The sequence below is a fragment of the Neorhizobium sp. BETTINA12A genome (assembly GCF_023006485.1).
Classification (GTDB): Bacteria; Pseudomonadota; Alphaproteobacteria; order Rhizobiales; family Rhizobiaceae; genus Neorhizobium.
In genome coordinates this window covers 12,612-38,580 of record NZ_JALBGW010000011.1, presented here as the reverse complement: position 1 = coordinate 38,580, position 25,969 = coordinate 12,612, and the positions used below count along the sequence as shown (strand labels likewise).

Here is a 25,969-nt window from a genome sequence, read left to right as displayed (position 1 = left end):
TCCCTTGGAAGTCATCCTAAACAGCCAGCCAGTCGGTAACGATCTGGAATCGACGGCACGTCATCAGATAGCCGTTCGCGTTTATGGATTCACGGCCTAAAGCATGTCGCGCAAAAGTGTGCAGCGGTTTTGCGATAACGACATGCGTAAAACAAAGACTTGAAGGGTGTCGAGCGAACCCGAAGGATCGCGGCACGCTTCAGGTCCCCGACTCATAAAGCGCATCCGGATTTTGGCTGAAGCGAGTTTGACGAAAGCAAGGAGAGTGCGTGACCCTAGACTTGGGCCCCGTTCGAGTCGAAATTCCGTCTCATTTGCGCTGCACTGCAAGGGGCGGACGAACCGGGAGCCATAGGGCGAATGCGATATCGAGTCTTGACCATTGCCACGTTGGCGGCTGCCTGCATTCCGCTCCCCGCACTCGCCCATCCGCATATCTTTGCCGAGGCGCGGCTCGAAGTGGTGGCCGGGACCGATGGCAACGTCGCGGAGCTGCACAATGTCTGGCGGTTCGATGAGGTCTTCTCATCCAGCGTGCTGCTCGATTTCGACAAGAATACCGACCTGAAGCTCGACGCCAAGGAACTCGCGGCGCTCGGCGAGGTGATGCGCAAGTCGCTGGCCGACTATCACTATTTCACGACGATCACGGCCAACGGCGCCAATGTCGGGGTGCAGAAGCCGGACGTGATCCACGTCTCGCTCGACGGCAACCAGCTTCTGGTCCTGTTTGCGGTGAAGCCCGAAAAACCGGTGCCGCTCAAGGGCCGGTTGGCCTTCGGCATCTACGATCCTTCCATGTACACCTCGATCGACTTCCCGACCGACGGCGACCTGATCGTCAAGGGCGACGGCTTTGCCCATTGCCAGCACAAGGTGGTGCGCCCCGACCCCGACGAAGTGATCTCCCAGAATACCACGTCGCTGACCGATGCCTTCTTCAACGATCCGACCGGCACCGACATGTCGAAACTTTTCGCCACCCGACTGGAACTGACATGCTGAAGACCCGCGGCGCCCTTTCCCCTTCCGTCGTCATTCCTGCCCTTCTCGCTGTTGCGGCGGTCGGCATCCTGACGGTGGGGTCGGCGCATGCGCAATCGCCGCTCGGCGTCGGTTCGGCCGAGCCCTCGTTTTCGGTCGGCGGACCGCTCGGTCCGTTTTTCGCCTGGATCAATTTTTACCAGCAGTCCTTCTACCGGGCGCTGACCGGTTCGCTGAAGGCGATGCGCGGGGATCCCTGGGCGCTGTCCGGCCTGATCGGGCTGTCGTTCGCCTATGGCGTCTTCCACGCCGCAGGTCCTGGCCACGGCAAGGCGGTGATCTCCTCCTACATGATCGCCAACGAGATCGAACTCCGGCGCGGCGTCGTCATCTCCTTCATCTCGGCGCTGCTACAGGGCCTGGTGGCGGTGCTGCTGGTCGGCGCGGCCTATCTCCTGCTGCGCGGCTCGGGCATCACCATGACGGCGGCGACCCAGGCAATGGAGATTGCCAGCTTTGCCATGGTTGCGCTGTTCGGCGCCTGGCTGCTGGTGAAAAAGATCCGGGCGCTGCGGATGCGCGTCGTCAGCATGCCCGTCGCAGTCCCCGCCGGTAACGGGCGCGGCCCGACCGGGCTGAATTTCCAGGCGGTCGAGATCGACGATCACGATTATCAGGGAACCGGCGATTATTGTGAGACTTGCGGCGTCAGCCACATGCCCGATCCCGCCCTGCTGAAGTCGAAGGATTTCAGCCTGCACGAGGCCTGGTCGGCGATCATTGCCGTCGGCCTCAGACCCTGCTCGGGCGCGATCCTAGTGATGAGCTTTGCGCTTTTGAACAGCCTCTATCTCGGCGGTGTACTGTCGGTTCTCGCCATGTCGATCGGCACGGCGATCACCGTCACCATTCTCGCGACGCTTGCGGTCACCGCCAAGGATCTCGCGGTCCGCTTCGTCGGTCCCGGCTCGCGCTCGGGACGGCGGATCACCCACGCAATCGAGATCGGCGGCGCACTGTTCGTGCTGCTGGTCGGGTTGTCGCTGCTCGGCGCCGCTCTGCAGGCGTAACGCCGCTTGCCCCCTTCAGGCCGCGCGTTTACGCGCCATGACCGGCCTGCCCTTGCGCATCAATTGCCGGCAGGGCCGCTCGATTGCCACATGCAACAGCCATGACACGCCGATCACCACCATGCTCGTCACCACCGTCGCAACCACGTTGCGGAGCACGAAGCCCGCATTGCCGAGCCTCCCCTCCACCATGGCCCAGACGCCGAGCGCCCGGTAGTGGGTGAGATAGACGGCAAAGGAAATGTCGCCGAGGAAATGCATCGGCGGGGAGGCGAAAAAATCCGCGAACAGCCCGCGATCGGTGCTGAGGCAGAAGAGCAGCGAGATGATCAGCAGATAGATCGCAAAATCCCAATCCGGCTGAGTGAGCGCGACCAGGGCCAGAAGCCCGACACCGATCTGCACCGGCGTGCGCGCCGCGAACGCGGCAACGGCCGGATCGTTGTGCAGTCGCCAGACCAGTTGGCCGAGCGTGAAGCCTGCAAGGCAGCGGATCAGGGTGAAGGGTGCGGCGATGAGATCGAGCAGGCCCTTGGAAATCGTCGACCCGATATAATGGAGGGAGGCGGCGAGCGTCAGGATCAGGATCGCAAGGATCGCGCCGATGCCGAGCAGCAGCGCTGCCATGCGGCTCGACTTCAGACACAACAGGCCGATCACCGGGAACAGCAGGTAGACCAGCATTTCGGCGCTCACCGACCACGCCGGCGGATCGATGCTCGGCCAGTTGCCGAGCGACTGCAGCATCAGGACATTCGAGATGAACACGTCCGACCCGATATCGAGCTCGGAGGATTTGAGGAAGGCGAGCGCGATGAACGCCAGCGTCACGGCGAGATAGAGCGGGTAGACTCTGGCGATGCGATGCCACAGGAAGTCGCCGAACCGGAACGCGCCCGACAGGAACGACGGCCCGTAGACATGCGCCATGACGAAGCCGCTGAGGATGAAAAACAGATCGACCGACAGATAGCCGTGGTTGAGGAAGGTCGAGAACGCCCCGTCCGACGGAACCCTGTCGAGCTCGAAATGGTAGACCATCACGAACACGGCCGCCGCCCCGCGAATACCCGTCATCGACCTGATTTCGCCCACCGCCATCGCAGCACCCCCCAGGACCTGGAAACCAGGCTACCGAGGCAGCTTACAGGGTTGGGAACACTGCACAATCCGGCCATCAGGCTAGGCGGCTACGCCTTAGGACTGCGCCCGCTCGAAGGCGGAGATGGTCAGCGGCCGCGATTGCGCTGGTAGCGTGCCCTCAGCCAGAAGATCGCGAAGAAACCGAGCAACAGCATGGAGCCGATGACGACGGCGAGCACCGGAGAAAATTGCGCAATCCACATGACGATCGTCGGCAGGAAGTAGATCACCAGCCCGATGCCTGCGAGGATCACCGCCGCGGCAATCGCCTGCGACTTTGCCTCGGGCGTCATGCGCTGGCTCCCTTGGCATCGGCTCCCTTGGCAAGCTCGGCGCGGATATCTTCGAGCCGGCGCTTCTGGGCGCCATCAGCCCCGAAATTGTCGGGCGAAAGCCATGCTTCGAACGCTGCCTTCAGGAGCGGCCATTCCGCGTCGATCATCGAGAACCAGGCGGTGTCGCGATTGGCCCCCTTGGAGATGAGATGTTGGCGGAAGACGCCCTCGAAGGTGAAGCCGTAACGGCGCGCCGTCGTCTTGCTCGGTTCGTTGTCGTTATGGCATTTCCATTCGTAGCGACGGTAATCGAGCCCTTCGAAAACATGCTTCGCCATCAGGTAATGCACTTCGGTCGACAGCGGCGAACGCTTCATGGATGCCCCATGCGCGACCGAGCCGACCTCGATGACGCCGTTCTTCGGATCCGGTCGCATGTAGCTTGCCATGCCGACCACTTTCCCTGTCGCATTGTCGCGCGAAACGAGCGTCACGAAACTCGAGTGGACGCGGGCGTTTTCCAGCCAGTCGCCAAACGCGTTCACATCGGCAAAATCGTCGTTCGGGAAATATTTGAGAAGCGGATTGATGCCGTCTGCGCCGCCGAACCCGTCCCACAGTGCCTGAAGATGGGTGTCCCTGTCATAAGGTTCGAGCGTCACGAACCGCCCCTTGAGGGTGACCGGAGCGGGGGCGGCAACTTTGTAGTTTCTCAGATCGCGCATATCAGCCTCTTCTATCGTGCCAGTGGCTTAGGCCAGCGGCAGGGGAAAGGCAACCGGGACGGCAACGGCTGCCGCCGCACTTTGAGATGGACACAATCCTCGCTGTCTGCTTCCCTTCGAGGATCATCATGGGAGTTGTCCAATGGCGGTCTGCACCTCATGCAATCGGGAATTCGGGTTCGCGGATCTCAGGGGCGGCATCTGTCGCGACTGCCGCGCCAAGACAGAAGCCGAAAGCATGGCTTCGGCATACAAGAAGATCGAGAACGGCATCATTTCCCCGGAAGACCTGAATGATCCGGCCCTTGCGAAGATCATCATCACGACGGGGAGCGAAATTCCCGGCCGACGGATCGACAGCATCGTCGATGTCGTTGGCGCCGAGACGGCGCTGGGCCTCAGCATATTCAAGGACATCGCCAACAATTTTCGCGATTTCTTCGGTGGCCGCAGCAAGACGGTGCAATCCGCCGTTCGCGACGCCCGGACCGTCTGCATGATCGAGCTTCGCCGCGAAGCGATCCGCCTGAATGCCGACGCGATCATCGCGATCAAGATCGATTTCAGTGAATTATCGATGGCAGGGGGCGGCGGCATCCTGTTTGTTGCGGCGACCGGTACAGCCGTCAAGCTCGCCGACTGACGGCAGTCTGCCGGGCGGCCGCGCATTCCTGTTCCCTAACCCATCAGGCGGACCGAGACCGGAAAGATGCGCAGCCGTTTGACGACATACGGCTGGCTCGCCTTACGCTTTGACCTTCGCGGCGGAAACGGTGGCGTCGATATGCTCGATCAGCGCGTCGTCCAACCCGAGGCGGCCGGCGAGCAGATCGAGATAGCCGCGTTCGGCGCGGGTGTCCGGATCGATGGTCAGGCGCGAAGCGGCGTAGATCTCGACCTTCTGCTCTTCAGTCCGGGCGGCAGCGACGAGGTCGTCGATATCGACCGGATTGGCGAGTTCGTTCTCGATGAAGGCTTCCGCCTCGGCGCCGAGATCGACCGCATGCACCTTGTCCATGATGTTGGCGCGCTCGCCGGCGTCGATATGGCCGTCGGCCTTGGCGGCGGCGATCATCGCCCGCACGAGCGTCAGCGCGAAATCGTTGGTGAGATCGGAAGACTGCGGATGGAAGGGGGAATCGGCAGGCGGCGTCAGGAGCGGCTTGTCGGCCTGCGGTGCGGGCTGCGGCACGGCTTCGGGCGATTTGCCGGACTGATAGTTCTTGTAGGCGAGATAACCGAGGCCGGCGATCGCCGCGATGCCGCCGACCGCAGCGACATTACCGGCGATGTTGCGGCCGGTCTTGGTGCCGAGGACGGCCGCAAGAATCGCGCCGGTGGCGAGCGGGTTGTTCTTGGCAAGCTGGGTCGCCTGCCCTGCCCGGTCCCTCACACTTCCTCCCGACATGCCTGGAATCTGCGACCCCAGAAATTGATCGAGAAGCTTCTTCGCGTCGAACATCGCACATCTCCCTGTTGTGTTTCCGGGGAGACATAGGAATTCGACCGCCAAATTACAAAGGCCGGTTGCGAGCGGCCTGGTGTCGCGGCTACGCCTTCAGCGCCGCCGCTTCCGAAGCGAGCTTGGTGATGCCGGCCCAATCGCCAGCCGAGACCAGCTCTTTCGGCGCCACCCAGGAGCCGCCGACGCAGATGACGTTCGGCAGCGACAGGTAGTCGTTTGCATTCTTCAGCGAGATGCCGCCGGTCGGGCAGAACAGCGTGCCGGCGAGCGGCGAGGACAGCGCCTTCAGGTAAGCGGCGCCGCCGGCCTGTTCGGCGGGGAAAAATTTCAGCACCTCATAGCCGGCCTCGCGCAGCGTCATCACTTCGCTGGCTGTTGCAGCACCCGGCAGCAGCGGCACGGGAGAACCCTTGGCGGCGGACAGCACACCGGGGGTCACGCCGGGCGAGACGATGAAGGTCGAGCCCGCCTTGACGGCCGCCTCGTAATCGCGGGCATTGAGGATGGTGCCGGCGCCGACATTGGCGCCTTCGACTTCGTCGGCCACCGCCCTGACAGCATCGAGGGCTGCCGGCGTGCGCATGGTGATCTCGATCGCCTTCAGGCCGCCGGCAACGAGCGCGCGCGCCAAGCCGACCGCCGACTTGGCGTCATCAACGATCAGCACCGGCACCACCGGCTGCAGTTTCAGGATGGAAAGCAGCTTTTCGGTCTTGCCGGTCATGGGTCAGGTCTCCGCGAAAAACGATTGAAAACTTTAAGGCCGAGATACCCCTCAAGCCCGTCATTGTCGAGAAAAAACAGGCTCCATCGTCTAACAGGTTTGCGGGACGAAGAGTTTGCACTAGGGTTGTAGCGGTTGGTAAATGTTCCCGGGGTGGCGGGCAAAGTATGGCCAAGGAAATCGAACGGAAATTTCTGGTGAAGAGCGACGGCTGGCGCTCGGAGGTATCGTCATCCTCCGATTTCCTGCAGGCCTATGTCGCATCCGGCGACGACCGCTCGGTGCGGGTGCGGATCATGGACGGCAAGCGCGCCAAGCTGACCATCAAGATCGGCCGCGAACTGTTGGCCCGCGACGAATTCGAATACGAAATTCCACTGGGCGATGCCGAGGAGATGGCGAACGCCGCCGTCGGCATCGCACTCGAAAAGACCCGCCACGAGGTCCGGCACGGGGGTTATACCTGGGAAGTGGATGTCTACGACGGAGCCTACAAGGGTCTGGTCGTCGCCGAGGTCGAGATCGAGGACGAGGGCGCTCTGCCCGACATCCCGGACTGGATTGGCGAGGAGATCACCGGCGACCGGCGATATTCAAACATGGTGATGGCGACCGAAGATTTGAGCGGAGAATTGTGTCATGGCGTACCGTCTGCGGCCCGCTAAATCCTTCACCGACGAGTTCCGGTCGGTTGCGGAAAGCCAGCTTTCCCACGCGATCCGGCTGCTCGAAGACCAGCCGGACGGCCAACACGAAGCGGTCCACGACGCGCGAAAACGCTTCAAGCGGGTGCGTGCCCTCTACCGGTTGGTACAGCCGGACGCAAAAACGTTCCGCCGGCAGGAAAACACCCGCATCCGCGACATGGCGCAGACGCTGTCGGCGGTGCGCGACGCGACCGCGCTGGTCGAGACGGTCGACTATCTCGCCGGCCATGCCGGCTCCCCCGAAGAACTTTCCGCCCTCACCACCGCCTCCAAGGCGCTGACCGAACGGCGCGATCGGATCGCCTCGGAGGAACACGACCTGCGGGCCAAGATGGCAGCCGCAGTCGACACCTGCCGCGCGGCGATCGCAGCTCTCGACGACCTCGATCTCGACAATGATCCGCACAAGACGGCCAAGCGGCTCGCCAAGGCCTGGAAGGACCAGCGCGAGAAGGCACTCGGGGCGCTCGCCGGCTGCGAGGAACACGGCGATGCGGAGACCTATCACGGGCTGCGCAAATGCGGCCAGACCTACTGGATGCACTTGTCGCTGCTCGGGGCGATCTGGCCCTCCGCGATGCTCGCCAAGCAGCAGCAGGCGAAGGCCCTGGTCGATCTGCTCGGCCACGAACACGATCTTTCGGTGCTGACCGGGCTCGTCAACGAAAGCCCCGAACTGTTCGGCGACAGCGATACGCTGGCCCGGGTGCTCGGCGCCATCATCACCCGCCAGCAGGCGCTGCGGCACGAGGCGCTGGAAGCCGCCCACGAGGTGTTCGCCGACAGCGCCGAGACGGAAAGCGGGTTGATCGCGCTGCTATGGGAAAAGGCAGCCACGACGCCGCGCAAGGAACGTCGTGCGGCAAAGCTGCACAGGGCCCACGAAGCCCACGAGAAAGAAACCGCGTTGCGCGGATAGCCCGGAAACTGTATTTCAGCGCCATGACCGAAAACATCATGCAAACCCGCCCGGAGGCTCAACCGGAAGCGACGGGCGCCTGGCTCGTCGCCGCGCTCTATCATTTTGCGCGTTTCGACCGCTACGAGAGCTTTCGCGACTCCCTGCAGGCCTTCTGCGACGAGAACGGCATCAAGGGCACGCTGCTGATCGCCCGCGAAGGGATCAACGGCACGGTTGCCGGTTCCGACGCAGCGATATTAGGGCTTCTCGCCTATCTGCGCGCCCAGCCGGAATTCGCAGGCCTCGAGCACAAGGAAAGCCGTGCGTCGAAGATGCCCTTCCTGCGCATGAAGGTGCGGCCGAAGAAGGAAATCGTCACCATGGGCGTCGAGGATATCGACCCCAAGCGCATCGTCGGCACCTATGTTGAGCCGAAGGACTGGAACGCGCTGATTTCCGATCCGGAAACCATCGTCATCGACACCCGCAACGATTACGAAACGGCAATCGGCATCTTCAAGGGCGCCGTCGATCCGCAGACCAAGACGTTCCGCGAGTTTCCCGACTGGGTGAAGAACAATACCGGCCTCCACAACAAGCCGAAGATCGCCATGTACTGCACCGGCGGCATCCGCTGCGAGAAGGCCACCGCCTTCATGAAGGAACAGGGCTTCGACGAGGTTTTCCACCTGAAGGGCGGCATCCTGAAATATCTGGAAGAGGTGCCAGCAGAGGAAAGCCTGTGGGAAGGCGCCTGCTTCGTCTTCGACGAGCGCGTTTCCGTGGAGCACGGCTTGAAGGAAGGCAACCACAAGCTCTGCCACGCCTGCCGCAGCCCGATCACCGCTGAAGAAGTGACCTCGCCCCACTACGAGGAAGGCGTCTCCTGCTCGACCTGCTATCCGACCCGCACCGAGGACGACCGCGATCGCTACCGCCAGCGCCAGCTCCAGATCGCGCTCGCCAAAAAGCGTGGTGTTAGGCATATCGGCGGGTAAGGTCGATGCGAAATATCAGTCTCAGCCCCCGGCTCAGAGCTTGTTTGGAGACGCGGGGCATTTCCTTTAAGCTGTAAACGATGTGCTTTAGGTGCAGGGAAATCGCTCTCGCGGCTTTGGCTTCATGGAATTGAACATCACCGTTCCAGGACCGTTCTGGACGAGCGTGAAGAAAAAAACTTCGTCTCGCTGAATTCCCCACAAAATCCGTAATAATTTCTGAGTTAGAGTAGCTTCGCGATACTGGATATCTTCAACAGTACCTGCACTGATCTGGACGATAAGTGTTCTCAGCATATTGTAAATTGCGTCGAACTCATACAGCTGCGGAAATTTGAAGGTAATACTCAAATAAACACCTTCGAGTTTTTCAATGTAATTGATATCGGCACCGATCGCCAACGCCCCTGAGCGCAATTGATTATAGTACAGATCAAAATGCCGACCTGTGCATCCTGCACCTACATGACCTGCCCGGCGCTCGACGAGTGGCTTGTCGCTTTCAACCACGCGCCAAGAGCCTCCATCGTGAGATAGGCGATCATTGAGGATTGTTCCAAGCGAAGGAGTTAGAGCGAAGAATTCGCCATCAGCATTGGTAATAAGTCCGAACCCCATTGCTTCCAAACTCACAGGCTTCCGGTGCGATGGACCATCGAGTGGATTGGAATTGTCCTCATCAAACCATGGCGAATGTTCTATGGCTTCTTTATGGGCCGCCATTTCCAGCTCCAACTCGGTTGGCTTCCTGCCTGCGCCAAACATCGTCGTCCCCTTTCAATTCGATTGAGCATCTCACTTCGAAATTTCGGTAACAAGCTGGCGACGGCTATTAATTTTCACGCCGATAGCGAACGACATCGTGAGGGTGGAGATGACGAGCAAGGGGCAAGCTCCAGCTCACGCCGCCCCGCTCATCCCGCCCGGCAGGCGGTTGCCGCGGTAGATGATGTCGATCTGTTCCGAGGACATCGGCTTGCCGAACAGATAGCCCTGCAGCTCGTCGCAGCCGGTAAGTCTCAGTTGCAACGCCTGTGCCTCAGTTTCGACGCCCTCGGCCGTGACCGGGATTTCCAGCGAGCGGGCGAGAGCCACGGTCGCCTGAAGAAGATCGACGGCGCGGCCGCCCTCTTCCAGCGCGTGCACCAGCGACTTGTCTATCTTCATCCGGTCGAAGCCGAACTGGCGCAGGTAACCGACGCTCGAAAAGCCGGCGCCGAAATCGTCGAGCGCGATCTTCACCCCGAGCTGCTTCAGCTTGGCAAGAGCGGCGCGGGCGCGTTCCGGGTTCTGAATGAAATAACCCTCGGTCATTTCAAGCGTGATGCGTGAGGGATCGGTTGCGGTCTTGCGGAACACCGAGGCTACATGCAGGGCAAATGCCGGATCGCGGAACTGGCCGGGCGAGATGTTGACCGCGAGCTTCAGCTCTGGCCACAGCGTCAGCGTCTCGCAGGCACGGTGGAGCACGAACAGGCCGAGCTGGTCGATGAGCCCGGTCGATTCGGCGATCGGGATGAAGATGTCGGGCGGCACCGGGCCATAACCGGTGCGGTTCCAGCGCGCCAGCGCCTCGATGCCGATGATCCGCCAGGTCCGGGCGTCCACCACGGGCTGATAGACGATGGTCAGTTCGCGGCGCTCGATGGCGATCCTGAGATCGATTTCCAGCATGTTGCGCTCTTCGCGCTCGGCATCCATTTCCGGCTGATAATATTCGGTCCGGCCCCGGCCAGTTTCCTTGGCGTGATACATCGCCATGTCGGAACGCCGCACCAATTCCTCGCCGGAGACCTTGCCGCGTGGCGAAACGGCGACGCCGATACAGGTGCCGATCGTCGCGACCCGTTCGCCGATCACGAAGGGTTCGTCGAAGAAACCGAGAATGCGGTCGCTCAGCGTATCCACGACCCTTCCAATGTCCGTGCTGGCCAGCGCGATGGCGAATTCGTCGCCACCGACGCGGGCAAGGGTCGCCGTATCGCCGACCAGTGTCTTGAGGCCGGCCGCGACACCGCGGATCAGCTTGTCGCCGGTGCCGTGGCCATAGGCGTCGTTGACTTCCTTGAAGCCGTCGAGATCGAGATAGAGCAGTGCCACATCATGGTTGCTGCGGCGGCTCTGCACCACCAGGGCATCGAGCGCGGCAAAGAAGCCGGCGCGGTTGAGGAGCCCGCTCAACCGGTCGCTCATGGCCAGATGCCGCGCCGCCGCCTCGTCCGCCGTCAGCCGATTGAGCGTATTGCTGCCGCTAACGAAGAGGAGGAGGAAGAACAGGCCGACCATCGCAAGCGCGCAATAGACCAGCGGCCGGACCTGAGCGTAACCCATGTCGCCCGGCCTGCGGGGATGCCAGACGAGCCGCTGCAGCACCCTGCCGTGGATATTGCGGATCTCCACCATGTTCGAAACGGCATCGGAGGCGCTCGCGAAACGAAGCCCATCGAGGACGTAGGTTTCGGAGAGCTTGCGAACCTTGGCCTCGTCGAGATGCCGGGCGAAGACCAGGAAGCGGCGGTTTGCGACCGGCTGATCGAGCTGTCCCGATTTTTGCCGGATCAGCGCCACCCCGACGGCCGCGACACCCTTTTTGGTCTGGACGAAACTGACTGCCTCCGGCACGCTTTCGGCGCCGGCGGAACTCGCCTTGTCGAACAGCGTCCAGAGCGAAGTGTCGAAATAGTCACGCGGCGACCAGTTGACGGGCGCGCCGTCCTGATAGGCCATCAGCACGTTCTGGTTCATGTCCATGACGACGGCAATGTCGAAGAGATCGCTGTTGGCGGTCATGTCGCCATAGTTGCTGGCGACCCAGGCCCGATCATTCGCATAGACCGCTTGGGCGGCGTCGTCCCAGGCAGCGTAATCGTTCAGCGTCGCGTGCAGCTGCTCCCGGAACGTCTGGATCGCGCCTGATGTCGTTTCCTGCGAGCGCCCCTCATCGAGACGATTGGCGTAATCGGCGATGCGGTCGATAGCGGTCAGGATGAAGATCGTCACCAGCACCACGACCACCGCGAAGACAAGCAGCATCGACGTCACCGCGGAGCGACGGCCAAGTGTTGCGGAGCGGCGAAAGCGAGACGGAAGAAGCCGCATCGAAGACCTCATGGAGTCCTACATCTTTCGCGGGTATTCCTTCAGATAGGGTTAAAAGAAGAAGGCCGGCGCTCACACTTGAGCACCGGCCTTCAAGAATTTTCGAAAACTCGATATTACCAGGCGGCGATGACGGCGCCCTTGAACTGGGTGTTGACGAAATCCTTCACCGGAGCGCTGTGATAGGCTTCCACGAGCGTCTTCACCCAGGCGGCATCCTTGTCCTTGGCCTTGACGGCGATGACGTTGATGTAAGGGGCCTTTTCGCCTTCCTTGGCAATCGGATCAGTCTTCGGGTTGAGGCCGGCTTCCAATGCGTAGTTGGTGTTGATGACCGACGCATCGACGTCGTCAAGCGAACGCGGCAGCTGGGCAGCGTCGAGTTCGGCGAACTCGATCTTCTTGGCGTTTTCGGTGACGTCGGCGGGACCGATCTTCAGGCCCTTTGCGGCGTTGACCTTGATCAGGCCCTGGTCGGCGAGGATGAGCAGCGCACGGCCGCCATTGGTCGGGTCGTTCGGGATGGCGACGGTGGCGCCCGGCTTCAGGTCGGCGAGGCTCTTCACCTTCTTGGAATAGACGCCCATCGGGAAGTTGACGGTCTGCGCGACGCTGACGATGTCGAACTTGCGATCCTCGACCTGGTTGTCGAGATAGGGCTGGTGCTGGAAGGAATTGGCGTTGAGCTCGCCATCGGCCAGCGCCTGGTTCGGCACGACGTAATCGGAGAATTCGAGAATCTGGATGTTGAGGCCCTTGGTGGCCGCGACTTCCTTCACCTTTTCCATGATCTGGGCATGCGGGCCGGGCGTCACGCCGATCTTGATGTCTTCGGCAAGCGCCGGGGCGGCAGCGAAGGCGGCGAGTGCCGCCGCGATGATGAGCTTCTTCATAAGTATCTCCTTGGGTTCGTTTATATGCGCCAGTCTTCTTGGGTGTCTTGGGAGGCTGGTATCGCGGAAAAATCAGGTCTTTCGGTTGCGCTTGTCGAAGCAGCGGGCGAGCGCATCGCCCAGACTCTGGATCGCCTGGACGAGCACGATCAGCACCACGACGACGGCGAGCATCACATCCGGCATGAAGCGCTGGTAGCCATAGCGGATGCCGAGATCGCCGAGGCCCCCGCCGCCGACCGCGCCGACCATGGCGGAATAACCGATCAGGCTGACGAGGGTAAGCGTCAGGGCCAGCGTCAGGCCCGGCTTGGCCTCGGCGAGCAGCACCTTGAAGACGATCTGCAGCGGCGTTGCCCCCATGGCGCGGGCAGCCTCGATCAGGCCCTTGTCCACTTCGCGGATCGCCGCTTCGGCAAGGCGGGCGACGAAGGGAATGGTCGCCACCGTCAGCGGCACGATCGCCGCATAAGTGCCGATCGAGGTGCCGGTAATGAAGCGCGTGAACGGGATGATCGCCACGACCAGGATGATGAACGGCGTCGAGCGCGCCGCATTGACGATCGCCCCGATGATGCGGTTCAAGGCCGGTGCGGGGAAAAGCTCGCCCTTGCCGCTGGTTGCCAGGAACACGCCGATCGGCAGGCCTATCAATGCGCCGATCAGGCCGGCTACCGCGACCATCTGCAGCGTCTGGCCGAGCGCTTTCAGGAGCAGGTTGAAGAGCATGTCAGGCGACATAACCGAGCACCTCCGTGGAAAGACCGGTTGCGGCATAGAAGCGCGCGGCGCGCTCCGTGACGGCAGGATCGGCCGGATACGCGACGACCAGCGAGCCGTAGGGTTCGCCGGCGATTTCCTCGATCGTGCCGGCGAGGATGTTGACATCGGCGCCGAGTTCGGTGACCAGCCGGGCGGTCAGCGGCTGAAAGGCCGTCGACCCGAAGAAGATCAGCCGCACCAGCACCCGGTCGCCGGCGGACGGCTGCGGCTTCAGGTTCGAGCGGATCCATTCCGGCAGGTTAGTGCCGAGTGCCGCCGACAGAAGCGAGCGGGTCGTCTCATGCTTGGCGCCGGTGAAGACGTCGAAGGTGCGGCCGGCCTCGACGATCTTGCCGCGGTCGATCACCGCCACGTCCGAGGCGATGGTCTTCACCACCTCCATCTCGTGGGTGATCAGAAGCACGGTGAGGCCGAGCTCGGCATTGATGCGCTTCAGCAGCGCCAGGATCGACTGCGTCGTTTCCGGGTCGAGCGCCGAGGTCGCCTCGTCTGAAAGCAGCAGTTTCGGTGAGGTGGCGAGGGCCCGGGCAATGCCGATGCGCTGCTTCTGGCCACCGGAGAGCTCGGCGGGATAACGGTCCGACTTGTCGCCAAGGCCGACGAGGTCAATCAGCGGCGCGACCTTGTCGCGGATCTCCCTGGCGGAAAGGCCGGCGATCTCGAGCGGCAGGGCGACGTTTTCGAAGGCGGTGCGCGAGGACAGAAGGTTGAAGTGCTGGAAGATCATGCCGACCTGGCGGCGCAGATCCCGCAGCCCGGTTTCCGACAGACCGCCCACTTCGACACCGTCGACGACGACGCGGCCGGAGGTCGCCTTTTCGAGCCCATTGACGAGGCGGATCAGCGTCGATTTGCCGGCGCCCGAACGGCCGATGATGCCGGTGATCGCGCCACGCGCGACCGACAGATCGATGCCGTCGAGCGCGGTGAACTGGCTCTTGTCGTCGGCACCGCCGAACCGCTTGGTTACCGCCTCGAACGCCACCATCGGCGTTTCGGCAGCCAAGGGAGACGGCGCGGTTTCGACCGCAGTGTGAAGGAATGTCATTTCAGCTCTCAGATTTAAGTCGGATCATCCCGGCGACGGAACACCGGATATTTCATCGCGGTCCAGCTATAGGACGGAGCGGCACATTCGATGACAGGCGACTTTCCGGAGCATCTTGGTCGGTTTTCTCAAAGGGCAATTTGTAAGGCCGGAGCGGCCTTTTCAATGCCGCATAAATGCCCCGACGCGCCCGCGTTTGACAGGGATGTTTTTTCAATTATCTCACAAAGCAGAAAAAATCTTCTCGCACTTGCGAAATCAGCCCTGGTTATGGTTGCCCTTCGGGAATAACGAGGCAAGCTCGCGATACCACTTGCCACTGTTCTTGATCGTCCGTTCCTGGGTCTCGTAATTCACATGCACGAGGCCGAACCGCATGCGGTAGCCTTCCGCCCATTCGAAATTGTCCATCAGGCTCCAGGCGAAATAGCCCTTCATCGGGTAACCGTCCTTGATAAGATCGGCGACCACCGAGAGGTGCTGGATATAATAGTCCAGACGCGGCTGATCATCCACCTCGCCGTCCACCGGCTCCATATTGTAGCAGGCGCCGTTCTCGGTGATGTAGCAGTCCGGCAGGTCGTAGCGGCGATAGAGGTCCTCGACCAGCAGCTTGAGGCCCGGCGCATAGACTTCCCAGCCGATATCCGTCTTGACGTCGCTGGCGGGCTTTGCCTCGACCGTCCAGGGGAAATCGCCGCTGCGCGCGGGCTCGTCATGGACACGGTCCGGCTTATAGTAGTTGAGGCCCCACCAGTCGAGCTTCTGGCTGATGACCTTCAGATCGCCGTCTTCGACGACCGGCATGCGGTCTCCGAGCGCTTCCAGGAATTGCTGCGGATATTCGCCCTTGAAGATCGGATCGAAGAAGGCGCCGTTGTGGAACTGGTGGGCGCGTTCGGCAGCTGCGAGATCGGCCGGGCTGTCGGAGCCGGCGATGATCGATGCGGCATTGATGACGGTACCGACCGGCACGTCCGGCGTCACATGCCGGATCGCCTCGACGCCGAGGCCGTGCGCGAGATTGACGTGGTGCATGGCGGCGAGCGCCGCCTGCATGCTCTTCTCGCCCGGCGCATGGATGCCGTAGAGATGGCTGAGCCAGACGATGCACCAGGGCTCGTTGAAGGTGGCAACCGCGTCGAGCCGGTCGCCGAGCCGGGCCATCACCACCTTGGCGTAACGCTGGAAGGCATAGGCCGTCGACCGTGCCGCCCAGCCACCCTCGCCCATCAGCGAAAGCGGCAGGTCCCAATGATAGAGCGTCGCATAGGTCTTGATGCCGCGCGCCTTGCAGCCATCGATGAGGCGATCGTAGAAATCCAGCCCCTTCTCGTTGATCCGCCCGGTGCCGTCCGGGATGATCCGCGGCCAGGCGATCGAGAACCGATAGGCTTCGACGCCCATCTCCTTGATGAGATCGAGGTCCTCTTCCCAGCGATTGTAATGATCGCAGGCGACATCGCCGTTGTGCCCCTGATAGACCCGGCCCGGCATCTTCGAGAACGCATCCCAAATCGAGGGCTTGCGGCCATCCACCTTGGTGGACCCTTCGATCTGATAGGAAGCCGTCGCGACGCCCCAGAGGAAATCACCGGGAAACCCGACCGCGAATTTTTCGGCTTTGGGCGTTTTAAGATCGCGAGGCTGGGGATTGCTCATCTTGGGATCGGTCATGAGGATGCCGCCATATCTGGTTGCGCGAGGTCTGCGGGACCATCTTTCGCGGCGGTTTAACCAAGCGGGACGCAGTTGTACAGATGAGAATTCTGAAACGTTGCAGGATCGCAGCCCGCGCTATTCTCTGCAAGGCAGTGAAAAGTGCCGCGCTGTTTCCCAGAATCCGATCCAGCGCCAGCCTTGTTTCCAAATTGGGAACGTGATATCTGAAAGCGGAATGCGTGTCATAGCGAAATCGACCCTCGTGAAGTTCTGTCAGCGGCTGCCGAAGGGACCAAGGGCGATCGCGGAAGCTGCAATGGCGGAGTGGTACGCGACGGTTTCGAATGCCGTCTGGGCCAATTTTGCGGACGTCAAGGCGACATTCAATTCGGCGGACTACGTCTCCGGCGGAAAGATCGTCTTTGATGTCGGTGGTAATAAATATCGCGTAGTTGCGCTCATTGGTTTCCGCACCCAGCGGGTTTTCATTCTGTTTGTCGGAACCCACGCCGAATATGATCGCATCGACGTGGTAGAACTTTAGAAGGCCTGACGAAATGGATATCGATTCTGTACGAACCCTCATCGACGAGACGGAATACGAAGCGGCGTTGAAATCCGTGCGCCCCTATTTCGAAAACGAACCGGAAGCCGGCACGATCGCATCCGCGCACTTCGACGCGCTTGTGCTGCTGATCGAGGAATATGAGGCCAAGCACTATCCGATCCCGCAGGCCTCGCCGGTCGAGGTGCTGAAATCGGTCATGGAAGCCAACAACTACACCCGCGCCGACCTGATCGAGATCGTCGGTTCGAAATCCCGCGCCGCCGACCTGTTGAACGGACGGCGCGAGATCAATCTCGATCAGATCAGGAAGATCAGCCGGGCATGGCACATCCCGGCTGGCGCGCTTGTCGGCGATATCTCAGCTTAGGCTCCCAGGCGCCTAAAGCTTCACCCACGCACCGTTCTTCTTCGAGGACGCCACGCACGCCTCGACGAACGCAACCCCCTTCACGCCATCGTCGACGGTCGGGTAGATCACCGCCTTGTCCACAGCGACGCCTTGTCTGGCGGCGTTGATGGCGCGGGCGGCTTCCGTGTAGATGGTCGCAAAGGCTTCGAGATAACCTTCCGGGTGGCCGGACGGAATGCGGCTGACGCGTCCTGCCGCGGCACCCGAACCGGCGCCGTTGCGGGTGATCAGGCGCTTCGGTTCGCCGAACGGCGTGAACCACAGATAATTCGGATCCGCCTGCACCCATTCGATGCCGCCTTTGGTTCCGTAGACGCGGATCTTCAGACCGTTCTCGTGGCCGGGCGCCACCTGGCTGCACCAGAGCATGCCCTTGGCGCCGCCCTCGTAGCGCAACATCACATGGGCGTTGTCGTCGAGACGGCGGCCTTCGACAAAACTGTCGAGATCGGCGGCGAGACTTTCGAGCGTCAGGCCGGTGATGAAGGCGGCGAGGTTATAGGCATGCGTGCCGATATCGCCAGTCGAACCACCGGCACCCGACTGGGCCGGATCGGTGCGCCAGACGGCCTGCTTGGCACCCGTCTGCTCGACCGCCTCGGTCAGCCAATCCTGCGGATATTCGACCTGCACCACGCGGATCTTTCCGAGATCGCCGTTTGCGACCATTTCGCGGGCCTGCCGCACCATCGGATAGCCGGTATAATTGTGGGTGAGGATAAACAGCGCACCGCTCTCGTCGGCCGCCTTCTTCATCTTCTTGGCGTCAGCAAGATTGGACGTCAGCGGCTTGTCGCAGATGACGTGGATGCCGCGCTTCAAAAATTCCTTGGCAGCCTCGTAATGCACGTGGTTCGGGGTGACGATCGACACCGCCTCGATGCCGTCCTTCAGCCGCGCTTCGCGGATCGCCATCTCCTTGTAGGAACCGTAGGTGCGCGACGGATCGAGACCGAGGTCGCGGCCCGACGCGATCGCCTTTTCCGGCGTCGACGAGAGCGCGCCGGCGACCAGGTCGAACTGGTCGTCCAGCCTCGCCGCCATGCGGTGCACCGCCCCGATGAACGCCCCCGCCCCGCCGCCGACCATGCCGAGCCGGATGCGCGGCTCCCGCGCCTGTTCGTCCTTGCCTTCGATTGCCATGATGTTTCTCCTAGAAAAATTGAATATGGATGGGGCTGCCGGGCAATCAGGAGCCCTTGATGACTTTGCGCGGCCGGCCGCCCTTGGCGCCGTTGGCGCGGCTCGCGGCGATCTTTGCCGGCGACTTGGATTGTCCGCCGCGACGTTGTGCTTCCATGAAGGTCCGGCTGCCGAAGACGCCGCTCATGAGACCAGAAATCGAATAGTCCACATCGAGGCTTTCCCAATGCAGGCCGGTTTCCCCGAGCAGCGCGACTTCGGCCAGCTGTTCATCCTCTGCCTCCGTGAGGCCTTCGAGCGAACGAGCAGGGACCATGAAAGCGGCCCCATTGGCGAACTCCACGACGATACGGCCGGAAGCAGAATCGAACCGCACGGAGACTGGAACGGGCCTTTGTGCCCGCTCCGTTTCCCACCGTCGTTTTGCCTGGGTGAGTTCGGCATCCGTGATCTCAACCATGGTACTTTCTCCACGTCTCCAGGAATAACTGCCGGTTGGCCGCGACGATTTCGGCCGCTCGGCGAACGTCTCGGTCGGACATCCCGCCCTGGGTCAGGACCTTCAGTGTCTCGATATCGATCCGCGCTTCGCCGTCGCCATAGACATGCACATGAGGGGGCTCATGGTCCGCCGTGTAGATGACGAACCGCAGGCCGTGCTGCCGCAGGACGGTGACCATATGTCAATAACCCAACTCGTTAGGTATCTCAAGTTCGTCTCCTGTGGTGGAAATGCCCCTCATCCGCCTGCCGGCACCTTCTCCCCGCTAACGGGGAGAAGGACAGGTGCCGCGACCTCTCCGCCACTCTTCAGCGTTACACATGGCAAGTCCCCTCTCCCCGCCTGCGGGGAGAGGGTTAGGGTGAGGGGCTGGCATCCGCGCGAGCGTCCCGGGCCTAAAGCCCCAGCATCCGCCGGTTCGCCGCCTCGTCCGTGCCGCCGCTGGCAAAATCGTCAAATGCCTTTTCGGTGACGCGGATGATGTGTGCCTTCACGAATTCGGCGCCTTCGCGGGCTCCGTCCTCGGAGTTCTTCAGCGCGCATTCCCATTCCACCACGGCCCAGCCGTCGAAATCGTTGGCGGCCATTTTCGAAAAGATCGAACCGAAGTCCACCTGGCCGTCGCCGGGCGAGCGGAAGCGGCCGGCGCGGCCGACCCAGCCCTGGTAGCCGCCGTAGACACCCTGCCGACCGGTGGGGTTGAATTCCGCGTCCTTGACGTGGAACATCTTGATCCGGTCCTTGTAGATGTCGATGTTGTCGAGATAATCGAGGCATTGCAGCACGTAATGCGACGGGTCGTAGAGCATGTTGGCGCGCGGATGGTTTTTCACCCGTTCCAGGAACATTTCGAAGGTGACGCCGTCATGCAGGTCTTCGCCGGGATGGATCTCGTAGCACACGTCGACGCCGCAGGAATCGGCATGGTCGAGGATCGGCGTCCAGCGCTTGGCGAGCTCGTCGAAGGCGGTCTCGACCAGGCCGGCCGGGCGCTGCGGCCACGGATACATATAAGGCCAGGCAAGCGCGCCGGAAAAGGTCGCATGCGCCTTGATGCCGAGATGTTTCGACGCCGTCAGCGCCATCTTGACCTGCTCGACCGCCCAGGCCTGGCGTGCTTTCGGATTGCCGCGCACCTCGGGCGCTGCAAACCCGTCGAATCCCTCGTCATAGGCCGGATGCACGGCGACGAGCTGGCCCTGGAGATGGGTCGAAAGCTCGGTCACCTCGACGCCGTTGGCGCGGGCCACGCCGGCAAATTCGTCGCAATAATCCTTGGAGGTCGCAGCCTTTTTGAGGTCGATGAGCTGGCCGGCCCAGGTCGGCACCTGCACGCCGACATAACCCTTGTCGGCCGCCCATTTGGTGATCCCGTCCCAGGTGTTGAACGGTGCCGCATCGCCCGCGAACTGGCCGAGAAAGATGGCCGGGCCCTTGATCGTCTTCATGGTTTTTCCTCTTCGAACATGGCGTGCCTGGATTTCTCCTCCTCCCTCATTCCTGTGCTTGTCACAGGAATGAGGGTGAGGTTATGGCCGTGTCCGCCAAAAAATAAAGGCGGGCACGGCCGTGTTGATTATCAGAACGGCGAATCCGGGAAGTAGAAGTTCTTGGCATTGTCCTTCGTCACCAGTGTGGCGTCGAGGATGTAGGTGCCGCTGACCGGGACCTTGTCGTAGAAATTGCCGGCAGTGAGTTCCATGGCGGTCGCCACCATTGCCGGCGGATAGAGAACGTCGACCGGAACCATCTTGTCGCCGTCCATGACCTTCTTGACCATGTCCTTGGAGCCGGCGCCGGCCACGATATACTTGATATCAGTGCGTTTGGCTTGGGCGATGGCTTCGAGAACGCCGACTGCCATGTCGTCGTCCTGGCACCAGACCACGTCGATCTTCTGGTGCTTGGTCAGGAAGTCCTGCATGACCTTGAACGCGTCGTCGCGGTTCCAGTTGCCGAACTGGCGATCGAGCACCTTCACCTTGGAGCCGGCAATGCCCTTGTCGAAACCGTCCTGGCGCTGCTGGTCGATCGGGATCGGCAGGCCGCGGATGACGACGACCTGTGCTTCCGGCGTGGTCTTCTTGATATATTCGCCGGCGACCTGGCCGAGCGCCGGGTTGTTGCCGGCCACATAGAGGTCACGGATGGTGCTGTCGTTGACGGAGGGCGCGCGGTCGACGAGCGCGACGAACGTACCCTTGTCCTTGACCTGCTGGATGGCGTTGACCAGCGGATCCGGATCGGACGGCAGGATGACCAGCGCGTCGAGACCCTGGACCGCGAGATCCTGAACGGCGTTCGCCTGGCTTGCCGCATCCGGCGAGGTCTTGACGATGACGTTGAGGCCCGGATGTTCCTTCATCAGGAGCTTGGCGACGCGTTCGGCATGGAACACGACGCCGGCGGTCCAGCCGTGGTCGGCGGCCGGAATGGAAACGCCGATCGTCACCTTCTTGTCCTGTGCGAAGGCAGTGCCGGCAAGAAGTGCCAGCGACGCCACGGCCAGTCTCAAAATTTGTCTGCGCATTGTTTCTCTCTCCCACAATATCAGGGTCTTTAGTATTTCAGGACCGGGCGCGACCCATCAGCCCGGTCAATTTACGTCGTGACCCAAATCCGCTTCAGCGGCCTACCTCCGCATCAGCGACCTTTGAACCAGCATGGCGATGATGATGATCGCGCCCTGGATGGCGCCGATCAGGTATTCGCTGACGAAGTTGGACAACAGCATGATGTTGCCGACGATTTCCAGAATGAAGGCGCCGCAGATCGTGCCCCAGATGCGGCCGACCCCTCCCCGCAGCGCCGTGCCGCCGACGACGACGGCGGTAATCGCCTGCAGTTCCCAGAAGCTGCCGGTCGTCGCGGACGTCGAGCCGAGGCGCGGCACGTAGAGCAGCACCGCAACCGCGACGCAGAGCCCCTGGATGACATAGGTGACGGTGCGCACCCGGTTGATCGAAATGCCGGAATAGCGGGCCACGTCTTCGTTCGAGCCGACCGCGGTGACATGCCGGCCGTAACGGGTGCGGTAAAGCACGAAGGCGGCGATGGCGGCGGTAACGAAGATGACGATGATCGGGATCGGCACGCCGACGAGCGAGCCGGAATAGACCGGCCGGTAAAGCGCCAGAATATCGCGGTCGCGCACGGTGATGGCGCCCCCCTGGCTGAGCCAGGTGGTGAGGCCGCGATAGATGCCCATCGTGCCGAGCGTGGCGATGAACGGTTCGATCCTGCCAATTGTGGTGATCAGGCCGTTGGCGAGCCCGCAGGCGGCGCCGATCGCGATCGCCAGCGCCATTCCGGCAACCAGCGCCAGCGACGGATCGGCGACCGTTCCCGAGTTCAGGAACAGGATCATCAGGCTGGCGACGAAGGCGAGCATCGCGCCGACCGAAAGGTCGAGACCGCCCGACGTGATCACATAGGTCGCGCCGAGCGCGATGACTGCGATGAAGGAACTGCGCGTCACGACGTTCAACAGGTTGGCGGACGTCATGAAATTCGGGTTGGCGAAATAGCCGAGCACCAGCAGAAGGGTGAGCGCGATGAAAGGCGCGATCGCCGCCATGTCCCAGTCCTTGGAGGTCTTCGGCGCCTTGGCCGTCTCGGTCGCGACATTCGCCATCACGCGGCCTCCTCTTTAGTGGCGCCTGTCGCCAGCACGACGATTTCGTTTTCGTTCATATGGTCCCCCGTCACCTCGCCGACGATCCGGCCGGAGCGCATGACGAGGATGCGGTCGCAGATGCCGATCAGCTCCGGCATTTCGGAGGAAACGACAATGATCGAACGCCCCTCCTCTGCCAGCTTGGCGATGAATTTGTAGATCTGTTCCTTGTTGCCGATATCGATGCCGCGCGTCGGCTCGTCGATGATGACGATCGACGGATCGAGCAGCATCATCTTGGCGAGCAGCAGCTTTTGCTGGTTGCCGCCGGACAGCTGGCCCGCAAGGATATCCTTTCGGCCGGTGCGAATATCGAAATCGCGGATCGCCTTGTCGAGCGCGGCGCTTTCGCGCTTGCGATCTATCTGCAGCGCGCCGATGAACTTGCCGAGCGAGGCGAGCGTCAGGTTGACGATCAGGTCCTTGGTGAGCAGCAGGCCCTTGCCTTTGCGGTCTTCGGAAAGATAGACGATGCCGGCCTTGAGGCTTGCATGCACATCCTTGAAATTGACCGGCTTGCCGAGATGGCGGACCACGCCGCGGCTGGTACGAAGGCCGACCATGCCCTCCATCAACTCGGTGCGGCCGGCGCCAACGAGGCCGGCAAAACCGAGGATCTCGCCCTTTTTCAGCTGGAACGAGGCATCCTGCACATAACCGGGAACGTTGAGATGCTCGACTTCGAGCACCGTCTCGCGCGCCTCGGCTGCGTGGCGGTCCGGATAGAGTTTTGCGACATCGCGACCGACCATCAGCCGCGCCATGTCGGCGGACTGCAGCTCGCTGACGTCATGGCTGGCGACAAGCCTTCCGTCGCGCAGCACCGTCACCCGGTCGGCAATCTCCTTCACCTCGGGCAGACGGTGGGAAATGTAGAGGACGCCGACGCCCTTGGCGCGGATCTGCCGGATGACCTTCAGCAGCGCATCGGTCTCGTGCGGCGTCAGCGACGCTGTCGGCTCGTCGAAGATGACGATCCGGTGTGGCACGAGCAGCACGCGGGCGATCTGCACCAGCTGGCGCTGGGCGATCGACAGGCGGCTGACGATGGTGTTCGGGTCGATGTCGCTGCCGAGCCCGCGGACCGCTTTTGCGGCGCCCTCGTTCATGGCGCGGTCGTCGATGAAAACGCCCTTGTGCAGCTCGCGGCCGAGATAGATGTTCTGGGCGACGGTCAGATCGGGCGCCAGCAGGATTTCCTGGTGCACCAGCACGATGCCGCGATGTTCCGCATCGACCGGACCGGAAAAGGTGACGGTCTCGCCGTCTATCCTCATCTCACCGCGGGTCGGCGGCTGATTGCCCGCGATGATCTTCATCAAGGTCGACTTGCCGGCGCCGTTCTCGCCGATGATCGCGTGAACCTCGCCGGCACGGACGTTGATATTGATGTCCTTGAGGACCTCGACGATGCCGAATGTCTTGGAAAGGCCGGTCGCTTCGAAGAGCGGCACGGCGGGGCTCGCCTCCGCAGAACTCATCGCGCAGCACCCATGACCATAGGGCAACGCGCGGCCCGACAGCGAACCGCTGCGTTACCGACAGCACGCCTGTATATGATAATCTGCACCCAAGCTCCTCCCATGAGAACGCTAGCCCAGATTCTGAGGTACGTAAAGCAGATTTCCGTAAGTCAAGCGGGGACGTGCAGGAAGGTTTTGTGCAGATCATCTTCCGGTTGACGACGGCAGCGTCCCGCCCCTCATCCGGCTGCCGCCACCTTCTCCCCGCCTGCGGGGAGAAGGGATATGCCGCACCGTACCCGTTCACTCTCCAACGTCGCTCTTGGCACGTCCCCTCTCCCCGCAAGCGGGGAGAGGGTTAGGGTGAGGGGCGGAGCAAGCCCATCAAACGCAAAGGCGTCAAACGTAACGATTGACGACGTTTTCCAGGTATTCCTGGCGGCCCGACTTCGGTTCCGGGTTGATGTCCTGCTTTTCAACCCAGGAGGCGATGTCGTCGAGCTTGTATTCGCCGCGCAGCATCTTCTGGTATTCCGGGCTGTCCCACTTGGCGTAGCGTTCGTCGAGCGGCTTCTTGAGTGCGCCGTCGTCGAGCATCTTCGCCGCCGCCTTGAGGCCACGGGCGCAGCAATCCATGCCGCCGATATGGCCGATCAGCAGGTCCTGGGGATCGAGCGACTGGCGACGCAGCTTGGCGTCGAAATTGGTGCCGCCATTGACGAAACCGCCGCCGGCCAAAACCTGGTAATAGGCCAGCGCCATTTCCGGCACATTATTGGGGAATTGGTCGGTATCCCAGCCGGACTGGTAGTCGTTGCGGTTCATGTCGATCGAGCCGAAAATGCCGAACGCGTTCGCCATCGCCAGTTCGTGCTCGAAGGAATGGCCCGCGAGGATCGCATGGCCCTGCTCGATATTGACCTTCACTTCCTTGTCCAGCCCATGCTTCTGCAGGAAGGCGTAGACGGTCGCGACGTCGTAATCGTATTGGTGCTTGGTCGGTTCCTGCGGTTTCGGCTCGATCAGGATCGTGCCTTTAAAGCCGATCTTGTACTTGTATTCGACCACCAGGTTGAGGAAACGGCCCATCTGGTCGAGCTCGCGCGACAGATCGGTATTGAGCAGCGTCTCGTAGCCTTCACGGCCACCCCACAGCACATAGTTGGCGCCGCCGAGCTTCTTGGTAGCATCGAGGCAGGTCTTCACGGTCGCCGCCGCAAAGGCAAAGACATCCGGGTCCGGGTTGGTGGCGGCGCCCGACATGTAGCGACGGTTCGAGAACATGTTCGCCGTGCCCCAGAGGAGCTTGGTGCCAGTCTCGGCCTGCTTCTTCTCGAAATAGTCGACGATCTCGTTGAGGTTCCTGGTGTTCTCGGCGAAATTATTGCCTTCCGGACGCACGTCAGCGTCGTGGAAGCAGTAGAAGGGCGAACCGAGCAGCGAGAAGAATTCGAACGCCACGTCGGCCTTCATCTTCGCCGCTTCCATCGTGTCCGAGAACCACGGGCGCTGGAAAGTCTGGCCGCCAAAGGGGTCGCCGCCCGGCCAGGTGAACGAGTGCCAGTAGGCGACGGCGAACCGAAGATGATCCTCCATGCGCTTGCCCGCGATCATTTCGTCCGGATTGTAGTGGCGGAAGGCCAGCGGATTGGTGCTGTCCGGGCCTTCGTATTTGATTTTCTGGATGTCTCCGAAAAAGCCTGTGCTCATGGTCGTTTCCTCGTTGGGTTC

27 protein-coding genes are annotated in these 25,969 nt (G+C 61.9%); 8 read left to right on the top strand and 19 right to left on the bottom strand.

The features are described from left to right. The first annotated feature begins 360 nt into the window (after positions 1 to 360). Positions 361 to 1,005 carry a DUF1007 family protein gene (locus tag MOV61_RS05460; protein WP_247135865.1) on the top strand — a complete coding sequence of 215 codons (645 nt, stop codon included), beginning with the start codon at positions 361 to 363 and terminating at the stop codon, positions 1,003 to 1,005. Continuing rightward, positions 999 to 2,054: a nickel/cobalt transporter gene (locus MOV61_RS05455; RefSeq protein ID WP_247135864.1), complete on the top strand. Its 1,056-nt coding sequence runs from the start codon at positions 999 to 1,001 to the stop codon at positions 2,052 to 2,054. The genes MOV61_RS05460 and MOV61_RS05455 overlap by 7 nt, the downstream gene beginning before the upstream one ends. Positions 2,055 to 2,069: 15 nt before the next feature. On the opposite strand, the gene MOV61_RS05450 is transcribed toward MOV61_RS05455, so the two are convergent. The 3 genes from MOV61_RS05450 to MOV61_RS05440 all read right to left on the bottom strand — a co-directional run bounded on the left by MOV61_RS05450 (position 2,070) and on the right by MOV61_RS05440 (position 4,197). Further along, a complete protein-coding gene (locus MOV61_RS05450; RefSeq protein ID WP_247135863.1) occupies positions 2,070 to 3,155 on the bottom strand; it encodes an acyltransferase in 1,086 nt (361 codons plus the stop codon). Between the two features lie 128 nt (positions 3,156 to 3,283). Beyond that, a complete protein-coding gene (locus MOV61_RS05445) occupies positions 3,284 to 3,490 on the bottom strand; it encodes a hypothetical protein (protein WP_038589684.1) in 207 nt (68 codons plus the stop codon). Continuing rightward, entirely contained in the window at positions 3,487 to 4,197 is a 711-nt protein-coding gene (locus MOV61_RS05440) for a GNAT family N-acetyltransferase (RefSeq protein ID WP_247135862.1), read from the bottom strand. Before MOV61_RS05440 ends, MOV61_RS05445 begins: the two co-directional genes overlap by 4 nt. 238 nt (positions 4,198 to 4,435) lie before the next feature. Between MOV61_RS05440 and MOV61_RS05435 the strand changes: the two genes are divergently transcribed. Next, positions 4,436 to 4,840, top strand: a complete 405-nt coding sequence (locus MOV61_RS05435) for a YbjQ family protein (protein WP_247135861.1) — start codon at positions 4,436 to 4,438, stop codon at positions 4,838 to 4,840. A gap of 102 nt (positions 4,841 to 4,942) precedes the next feature. Here MOV61_RS05435 and MOV61_RS05430 read toward each other — a convergent pair whose 3' ends face one another. Together MOV61_RS05430 and MOV61_RS05425 are read right to left on the bottom strand one after the other, a co-directional pair. Next, positions 4,943 to 5,659: a tellurite resistance TerB family protein gene (locus tag MOV61_RS05430; protein WP_247135860.1), complete on the bottom strand. Its 717-nt coding sequence runs from the start codon at positions 5,657 to 5,659 to the stop codon at positions 4,943 to 4,945. A gap of 88 nt (positions 5,660 to 5,747) precedes the next feature. Then, complete coding sequence (locus MOV61_RS05425; RefSeq protein ID WP_247135859.1) at positions 5,748 to 6,386, bottom strand: 2-dehydro-3-deoxy-phosphogluconate aldolase; 639 nt, start codon at positions 6,384 to 6,386, stop codon at positions 5,748 to 5,750. 167 nt (positions 6,387 to 6,553) lie between these two features. Between MOV61_RS05425 and MOV61_RS05420 the strand changes: the two genes are divergently transcribed. Genes MOV61_RS05420 through MOV61_RS05410 form a run of 3 tightly spaced genes read left to right on the top strand, consistent with a single transcriptional unit; the run spans position 6,554 to position 8,992 of the window. Then, positions 6,554 to 7,051, top strand: a complete 498-nt coding sequence (locus MOV61_RS05420) for a CYTH domain-containing protein (protein WP_247135858.1) — start codon at positions 6,554 to 6,556, stop codon at positions 7,049 to 7,051. After that, on the top strand, positions 7,026 to 8,012 hold the full coding sequence (locus MOV61_RS05415; RefSeq protein WP_247135857.1) for a CHAD domain-containing protein: 987 nt from the start codon (positions 7,026 to 7,028) through the stop codon (positions 8,010 to 8,012). The genes MOV61_RS05420 and MOV61_RS05415 overlap by 26 nt, the downstream gene beginning before the upstream one ends. A 38-nt stretch (positions 8,013 to 8,050) precedes the next feature. After that, positions 8,051 to 8,992, top strand: a complete 942-nt coding sequence (locus tag MOV61_RS05410; RefSeq protein ID WP_408962353.1) for a rhodanese-related sulfurtransferase — start codon at positions 8,051 to 8,053, stop codon at positions 8,990 to 8,992. A gap of 87 nt (positions 8,993 to 9,079) precedes the next feature. On the opposite strand, the gene MOV61_RS05405 is transcribed toward MOV61_RS05410, so the two are convergent. The 6 genes from MOV61_RS05405 to MOV61_RS05380 form a co-directional block, all read right to left on the bottom strand. Beyond that, complete coding sequence (locus tag MOV61_RS05405) at positions 9,080 to 9,757, bottom strand: hypothetical protein (RefSeq protein ID WP_247135855.1); 678 nt, start codon at positions 9,755 to 9,757, stop codon at positions 9,080 to 9,082. Positions 9,758 to 9,892: 135 nt separating this feature from the next. Further along, positions 9,893 to 12,025: an EAL domain-containing protein gene (locus MOV61_RS05400; protein ID WP_247135854.1), complete on the bottom strand. Its 2,133-nt coding sequence runs from the start codon at positions 12,023 to 12,025 to the stop codon at positions 9,893 to 9,895. 182 nt (positions 12,026 to 12,207) lie between these two features. Then, entirely contained in the window at positions 12,208 to 12,984 is a 777-nt protein-coding gene (locus tag MOV61_RS05395) for a MetQ/NlpA family ABC transporter substrate-binding protein (RefSeq protein WP_247135853.1), read from the bottom strand. Positions 12,985 to 13,056: 72 nt separating this feature from the next. Further along, the gene (locus tag MOV61_RS05390) at positions 13,057 to 13,725 is read right to left on the bottom strand and encodes a methionine ABC transporter permease (RefSeq protein ID WP_247135852.1); all 669 of its coding nucleotides are present in this window, start codon (positions 13,723 to 13,725) and stop codon (positions 13,057 to 13,059) included. Beyond that, complete coding sequence (locus MOV61_RS05385) at positions 13,715 to 14,755, bottom strand: methionine ABC transporter ATP-binding protein (RefSeq protein ID WP_247135891.1); 1,041 nt, start codon at positions 14,753 to 14,755, stop codon at positions 13,715 to 13,717. Before MOV61_RS05385 ends, MOV61_RS05390 begins: the two co-directional genes overlap by 11 nt. 318 nt (positions 14,756 to 15,073) lie before the next feature. Then, on the bottom strand, positions 15,074 to 16,477 hold the full coding sequence (locus tag MOV61_RS05380; RefSeq protein ID WP_247135890.1) for a GH1 family beta-glucosidase: 1,404 nt from the start codon (positions 16,475 to 16,477) through the stop codon (positions 15,074 to 15,076). A 1-nt stretch (position 16,478) separates the two neighbouring features. Here MOV61_RS05380 and MOV61_RS05375 point away from each other — a divergent pair, with 1 nt between their 5' ends. Together MOV61_RS05375 and MOV61_RS05370 are read left to right on the top strand one after the other, a co-directional pair. Continuing rightward, positions 16,479 to 17,021 carry a type II toxin-antitoxin system HigB family toxin gene (locus MOV61_RS05375; protein WP_247135851.1) on the top strand — a complete coding sequence of 181 codons (543 nt, stop codon included), beginning with the start codon at positions 16,479 to 16,481 and terminating at the stop codon, positions 17,019 to 17,021. A gap of 13 nt (positions 17,022 to 17,034) precedes the next feature. Further along, positions 17,035 to 17,412, top strand: a complete 378-nt coding sequence (locus MOV61_RS05370; RefSeq protein ID WP_038545372.1) for a type II toxin-antitoxin system HigA family antitoxin — start codon at positions 17,035 to 17,037, stop codon at positions 17,410 to 17,412. Between the two features lie 12 nt (positions 17,413 to 17,424). Here MOV61_RS05370 and MOV61_RS05365 read toward each other — a convergent pair whose 3' ends face one another. The 8 genes from MOV61_RS05365 to xylA all read right to left on the bottom strand — a co-directional run bounded on the left by MOV61_RS05365 (position 17,425) and on the right by xylA (position 25,948). Continuing rightward, positions 17,425 to 18,597, bottom strand: a complete 1,173-nt coding sequence (locus MOV61_RS05365) for a Gfo/Idh/MocA family protein (protein ID WP_038545375.1) — start codon at positions 18,595 to 18,597, stop codon at positions 17,425 to 17,427. 46 nt (positions 18,598 to 18,643) lie between these two features. Continuing rightward, positions 18,644 to 19,057 (bottom strand): DUF2442 domain-containing protein, encoded by a 414-nt coding sequence (locus MOV61_RS05360; protein WP_247135850.1) that lies wholly within the window; start codon positions 19,055 to 19,057, stop codon positions 18,644 to 18,646. Then, positions 19,050 to 19,277: a DUF4160 domain-containing protein gene (locus MOV61_RS05355; protein WP_247135849.1), complete on the bottom strand. Its 228-nt coding sequence runs from the start codon at positions 19,275 to 19,277 to the stop codon at positions 19,050 to 19,052. The genes MOV61_RS05360 and MOV61_RS05355 overlap by 8 nt, the downstream gene beginning before the upstream one ends. A 217-nt stretch (positions 19,278 to 19,494) precedes the next feature. After that, the gene (locus MOV61_RS05350) at positions 19,495 to 20,547 is read right to left on the bottom strand and encodes a sugar phosphate isomerase/epimerase (RefSeq protein ID WP_038545383.1); all 1,053 of its coding nucleotides are present in this window, start codon (positions 20,545 to 20,547) and stop codon (positions 19,495 to 19,497) included. Positions 20,548 to 20,678: 131 nt separating this feature from the next. Next, positions 20,679 to 21,629, bottom strand: coding sequence for a substrate-binding domain-containing protein (locus tag MOV61_RS05345; protein WP_247135848.1), 951 nt, complete (start codon positions 21,627 to 21,629; stop codon positions 20,679 to 20,681). A gap of 102 nt (positions 21,630 to 21,731) precedes the next feature. Next, a complete protein-coding gene (locus tag MOV61_RS05340; protein WP_247135847.1) occupies positions 21,732 to 22,733 on the bottom strand; it encodes an ABC transporter permease in 1,002 nt (333 codons plus the stop codon). Continuing rightward, positions 22,733 to 24,256 (bottom strand): sugar ABC transporter ATP-binding protein, encoded by a 1,524-nt coding sequence (locus MOV61_RS05335; protein ID WP_247135846.1) that lies wholly within the window; start codon positions 24,254 to 24,256, stop codon positions 22,733 to 22,735. Before MOV61_RS05335 ends, MOV61_RS05340 begins: the two co-directional genes overlap by 1 nt. Before the next feature lie 381 nt (positions 24,257 to 24,637). After that, positions 24,638 to 25,948 (bottom strand): xylose isomerase, encoded by a 1,311-nt coding sequence (gene xylA / locus MOV61_RS05330; protein WP_247135845.1) that lies wholly within the window; start codon positions 25,946 to 25,948, stop codon positions 24,638 to 24,640. Positions 25,949 to 25,969: the final 21 nt, after the last annotated feature.

Excerpts from the sequence above, each read along its gene's own strand:
- MOV61_RS05360 (WP_247135850.1), bottom strand. The coding sequence starts at position 19,057 with ATGGTTGAGATCACGGATGCCGAACTCACCCAGGCAAAACGACGGTGG.
- MOV61_RS05420 (WP_247135858.1), top strand. The coding sequence starts at position 6,554 with ATGGCCAAGGAAATCGAACGGAAATTTCTGGTGAAGAGCGACGGCTGG.
- MOV61_RS05380 (WP_247135890.1), bottom strand. The coding sequence starts at position 16,477 with ATGAGCAATCCCCAGCCTCGCGATCTTAAAACGCCCAAAGCCGAAAAA.
- MOV61_RS05355 (WP_247135849.1), bottom strand. The coding sequence starts at position 19,277 with ATGGTCACCGTCCTGCGGCAGCACGGCCTGCGGTTCGTCATCTACACG.
- MOV61_RS05435 (WP_247135861.1), top strand. The coding sequence starts at position 4,436 with ATGGCTTCGGCATACAAGAAGATCGAGAACGGCATCATTTCCCCGGAA.
- MOV61_RS05430 (WP_247135860.1), bottom strand. The coding sequence starts at position 5,659 with ATGTTCGACGCGAAGAAGCTTCTCGATCAATTTCTGGGGTCGCAGATT.
- MOV61_RS05370 (WP_038545372.1), top strand. The coding sequence starts at position 17,035 with ATGGATATCGATTCTGTACGAACCCTCATCGACGAGACGGAATACGAA.
- MOV61_RS05460 (WP_247135865.1), top strand. The coding sequence starts at position 361 with ATGCGATATCGAGTCTTGACCATTGCCACGTTGGCGGCTGCCTGCATT.
- MOV61_RS05340 (WP_247135847.1), bottom strand. The coding sequence starts at position 22,733 with ATGGCGAATGTCGCGACCGAGACGGCCAAGGCGCCGAAGACCTCCAAG.
- MOV61_RS05400 (WP_247135854.1), bottom strand. The coding sequence starts at position 12,025 with ATGCTGCTTGTCTTCGCGGTGGTCGTGGTGCTGGTGACGATCTTCATC.
- MOV61_RS05350 (WP_038545383.1), bottom strand. The coding sequence starts at position 20,547 with ATGAAGACGATCAAGGGCCCGGCCATCTTTCTCGGCCAGTTCGCGGGC.
- MOV61_RS05385 (WP_247135891.1), bottom strand. The coding sequence starts at position 14,755 with ATGGTGGCGTTCGAGGCGGTAACCAAGCGGTTCGGCGGTGCCGACGAC.
- MOV61_RS05440 (WP_247135862.1), bottom strand. The coding sequence starts at position 4,197 with ATGCGCGATCTGAGAAACTACAAAGTTGCCGCCCCCGCTCCGGTCACC.
- MOV61_RS05445 (WP_038589684.1), bottom strand. The coding sequence starts at position 3,490 with ATGACGCCCGAGGCAAAGTCGCAGGCGATTGCCGCGGCGGTGATCCTC.
- MOV61_RS05450 (WP_247135863.1), bottom strand. The coding sequence starts at position 3,155 with ATGGCGGTGGGCGAAATCAGGTCGATGACGGGTATTCGCGGGGCGGCG.
- MOV61_RS05390 (WP_247135852.1), bottom strand. The coding sequence starts at position 13,725 with ATGTCGCCTGACATGCTCTTCAACCTGCTCCTGAAAGCGCTCGGCCAG.
- MOV61_RS05425 (WP_247135859.1), bottom strand. The coding sequence starts at position 6,386 with ATGACCGGCAAGACCGAAAAGCTGCTTTCCATCCTGAAACTGCAGCCG.
- MOV61_RS05345 (WP_247135848.1), bottom strand. The coding sequence starts at position 21,629 with ATGCGCAGACAAATTTTGAGACTGGCCGTGGCGTCGCTGGCACTTCTT.
- xylA (WP_247135845.1), bottom strand. The coding sequence starts at position 25,948 with ATGAGCACAGGCTTTTTCGGAGACATCCAGAAAATCAAATACGAAGGC.
- MOV61_RS05365 (WP_038545375.1), bottom strand. The coding sequence starts at position 18,597 with ATGGCAATCGAAGGCAAGGACGAACAGGCGCGGGAGCCGCGCATCCGG.
- MOV61_RS05415 (WP_247135857.1), top strand. The coding sequence starts at position 7,026 with ATGGCGTACCGTCTGCGGCCCGCTAAATCCTTCACCGACGAGTTCCGG.
- MOV61_RS05410 (WP_408962353.1), top strand. The coding sequence starts at position 8,051 with ATGCAAACCCGCCCGGAGGCTCAACCGGAAGCGACGGGCGCCTGGCTC.
- MOV61_RS05405 (WP_247135855.1), bottom strand. The coding sequence starts at position 9,757 with ATGTTTGGCGCAGGCAGGAAGCCAACCGAGTTGGAGCTGGAAATGGCG.
- MOV61_RS05455 (WP_247135864.1), top strand. The coding sequence starts at position 999 with ATGCTGAAGACCCGCGGCGCCCTTTCCCCTTCCGTCGTCATTCCTGCC.
- MOV61_RS05395 (WP_247135853.1), bottom strand. The coding sequence starts at position 12,984 with ATGAAGAAGCTCATCATCGCGGCGGCACTCGCCGCCTTCGCTGCCGCC.
- MOV61_RS05335 (WP_247135846.1), bottom strand. The coding sequence starts at position 24,256 with ATGAGTTCTGCGGAGGCGAGCCCCGCCGTGCCGCTCTTCGAAGCGACC.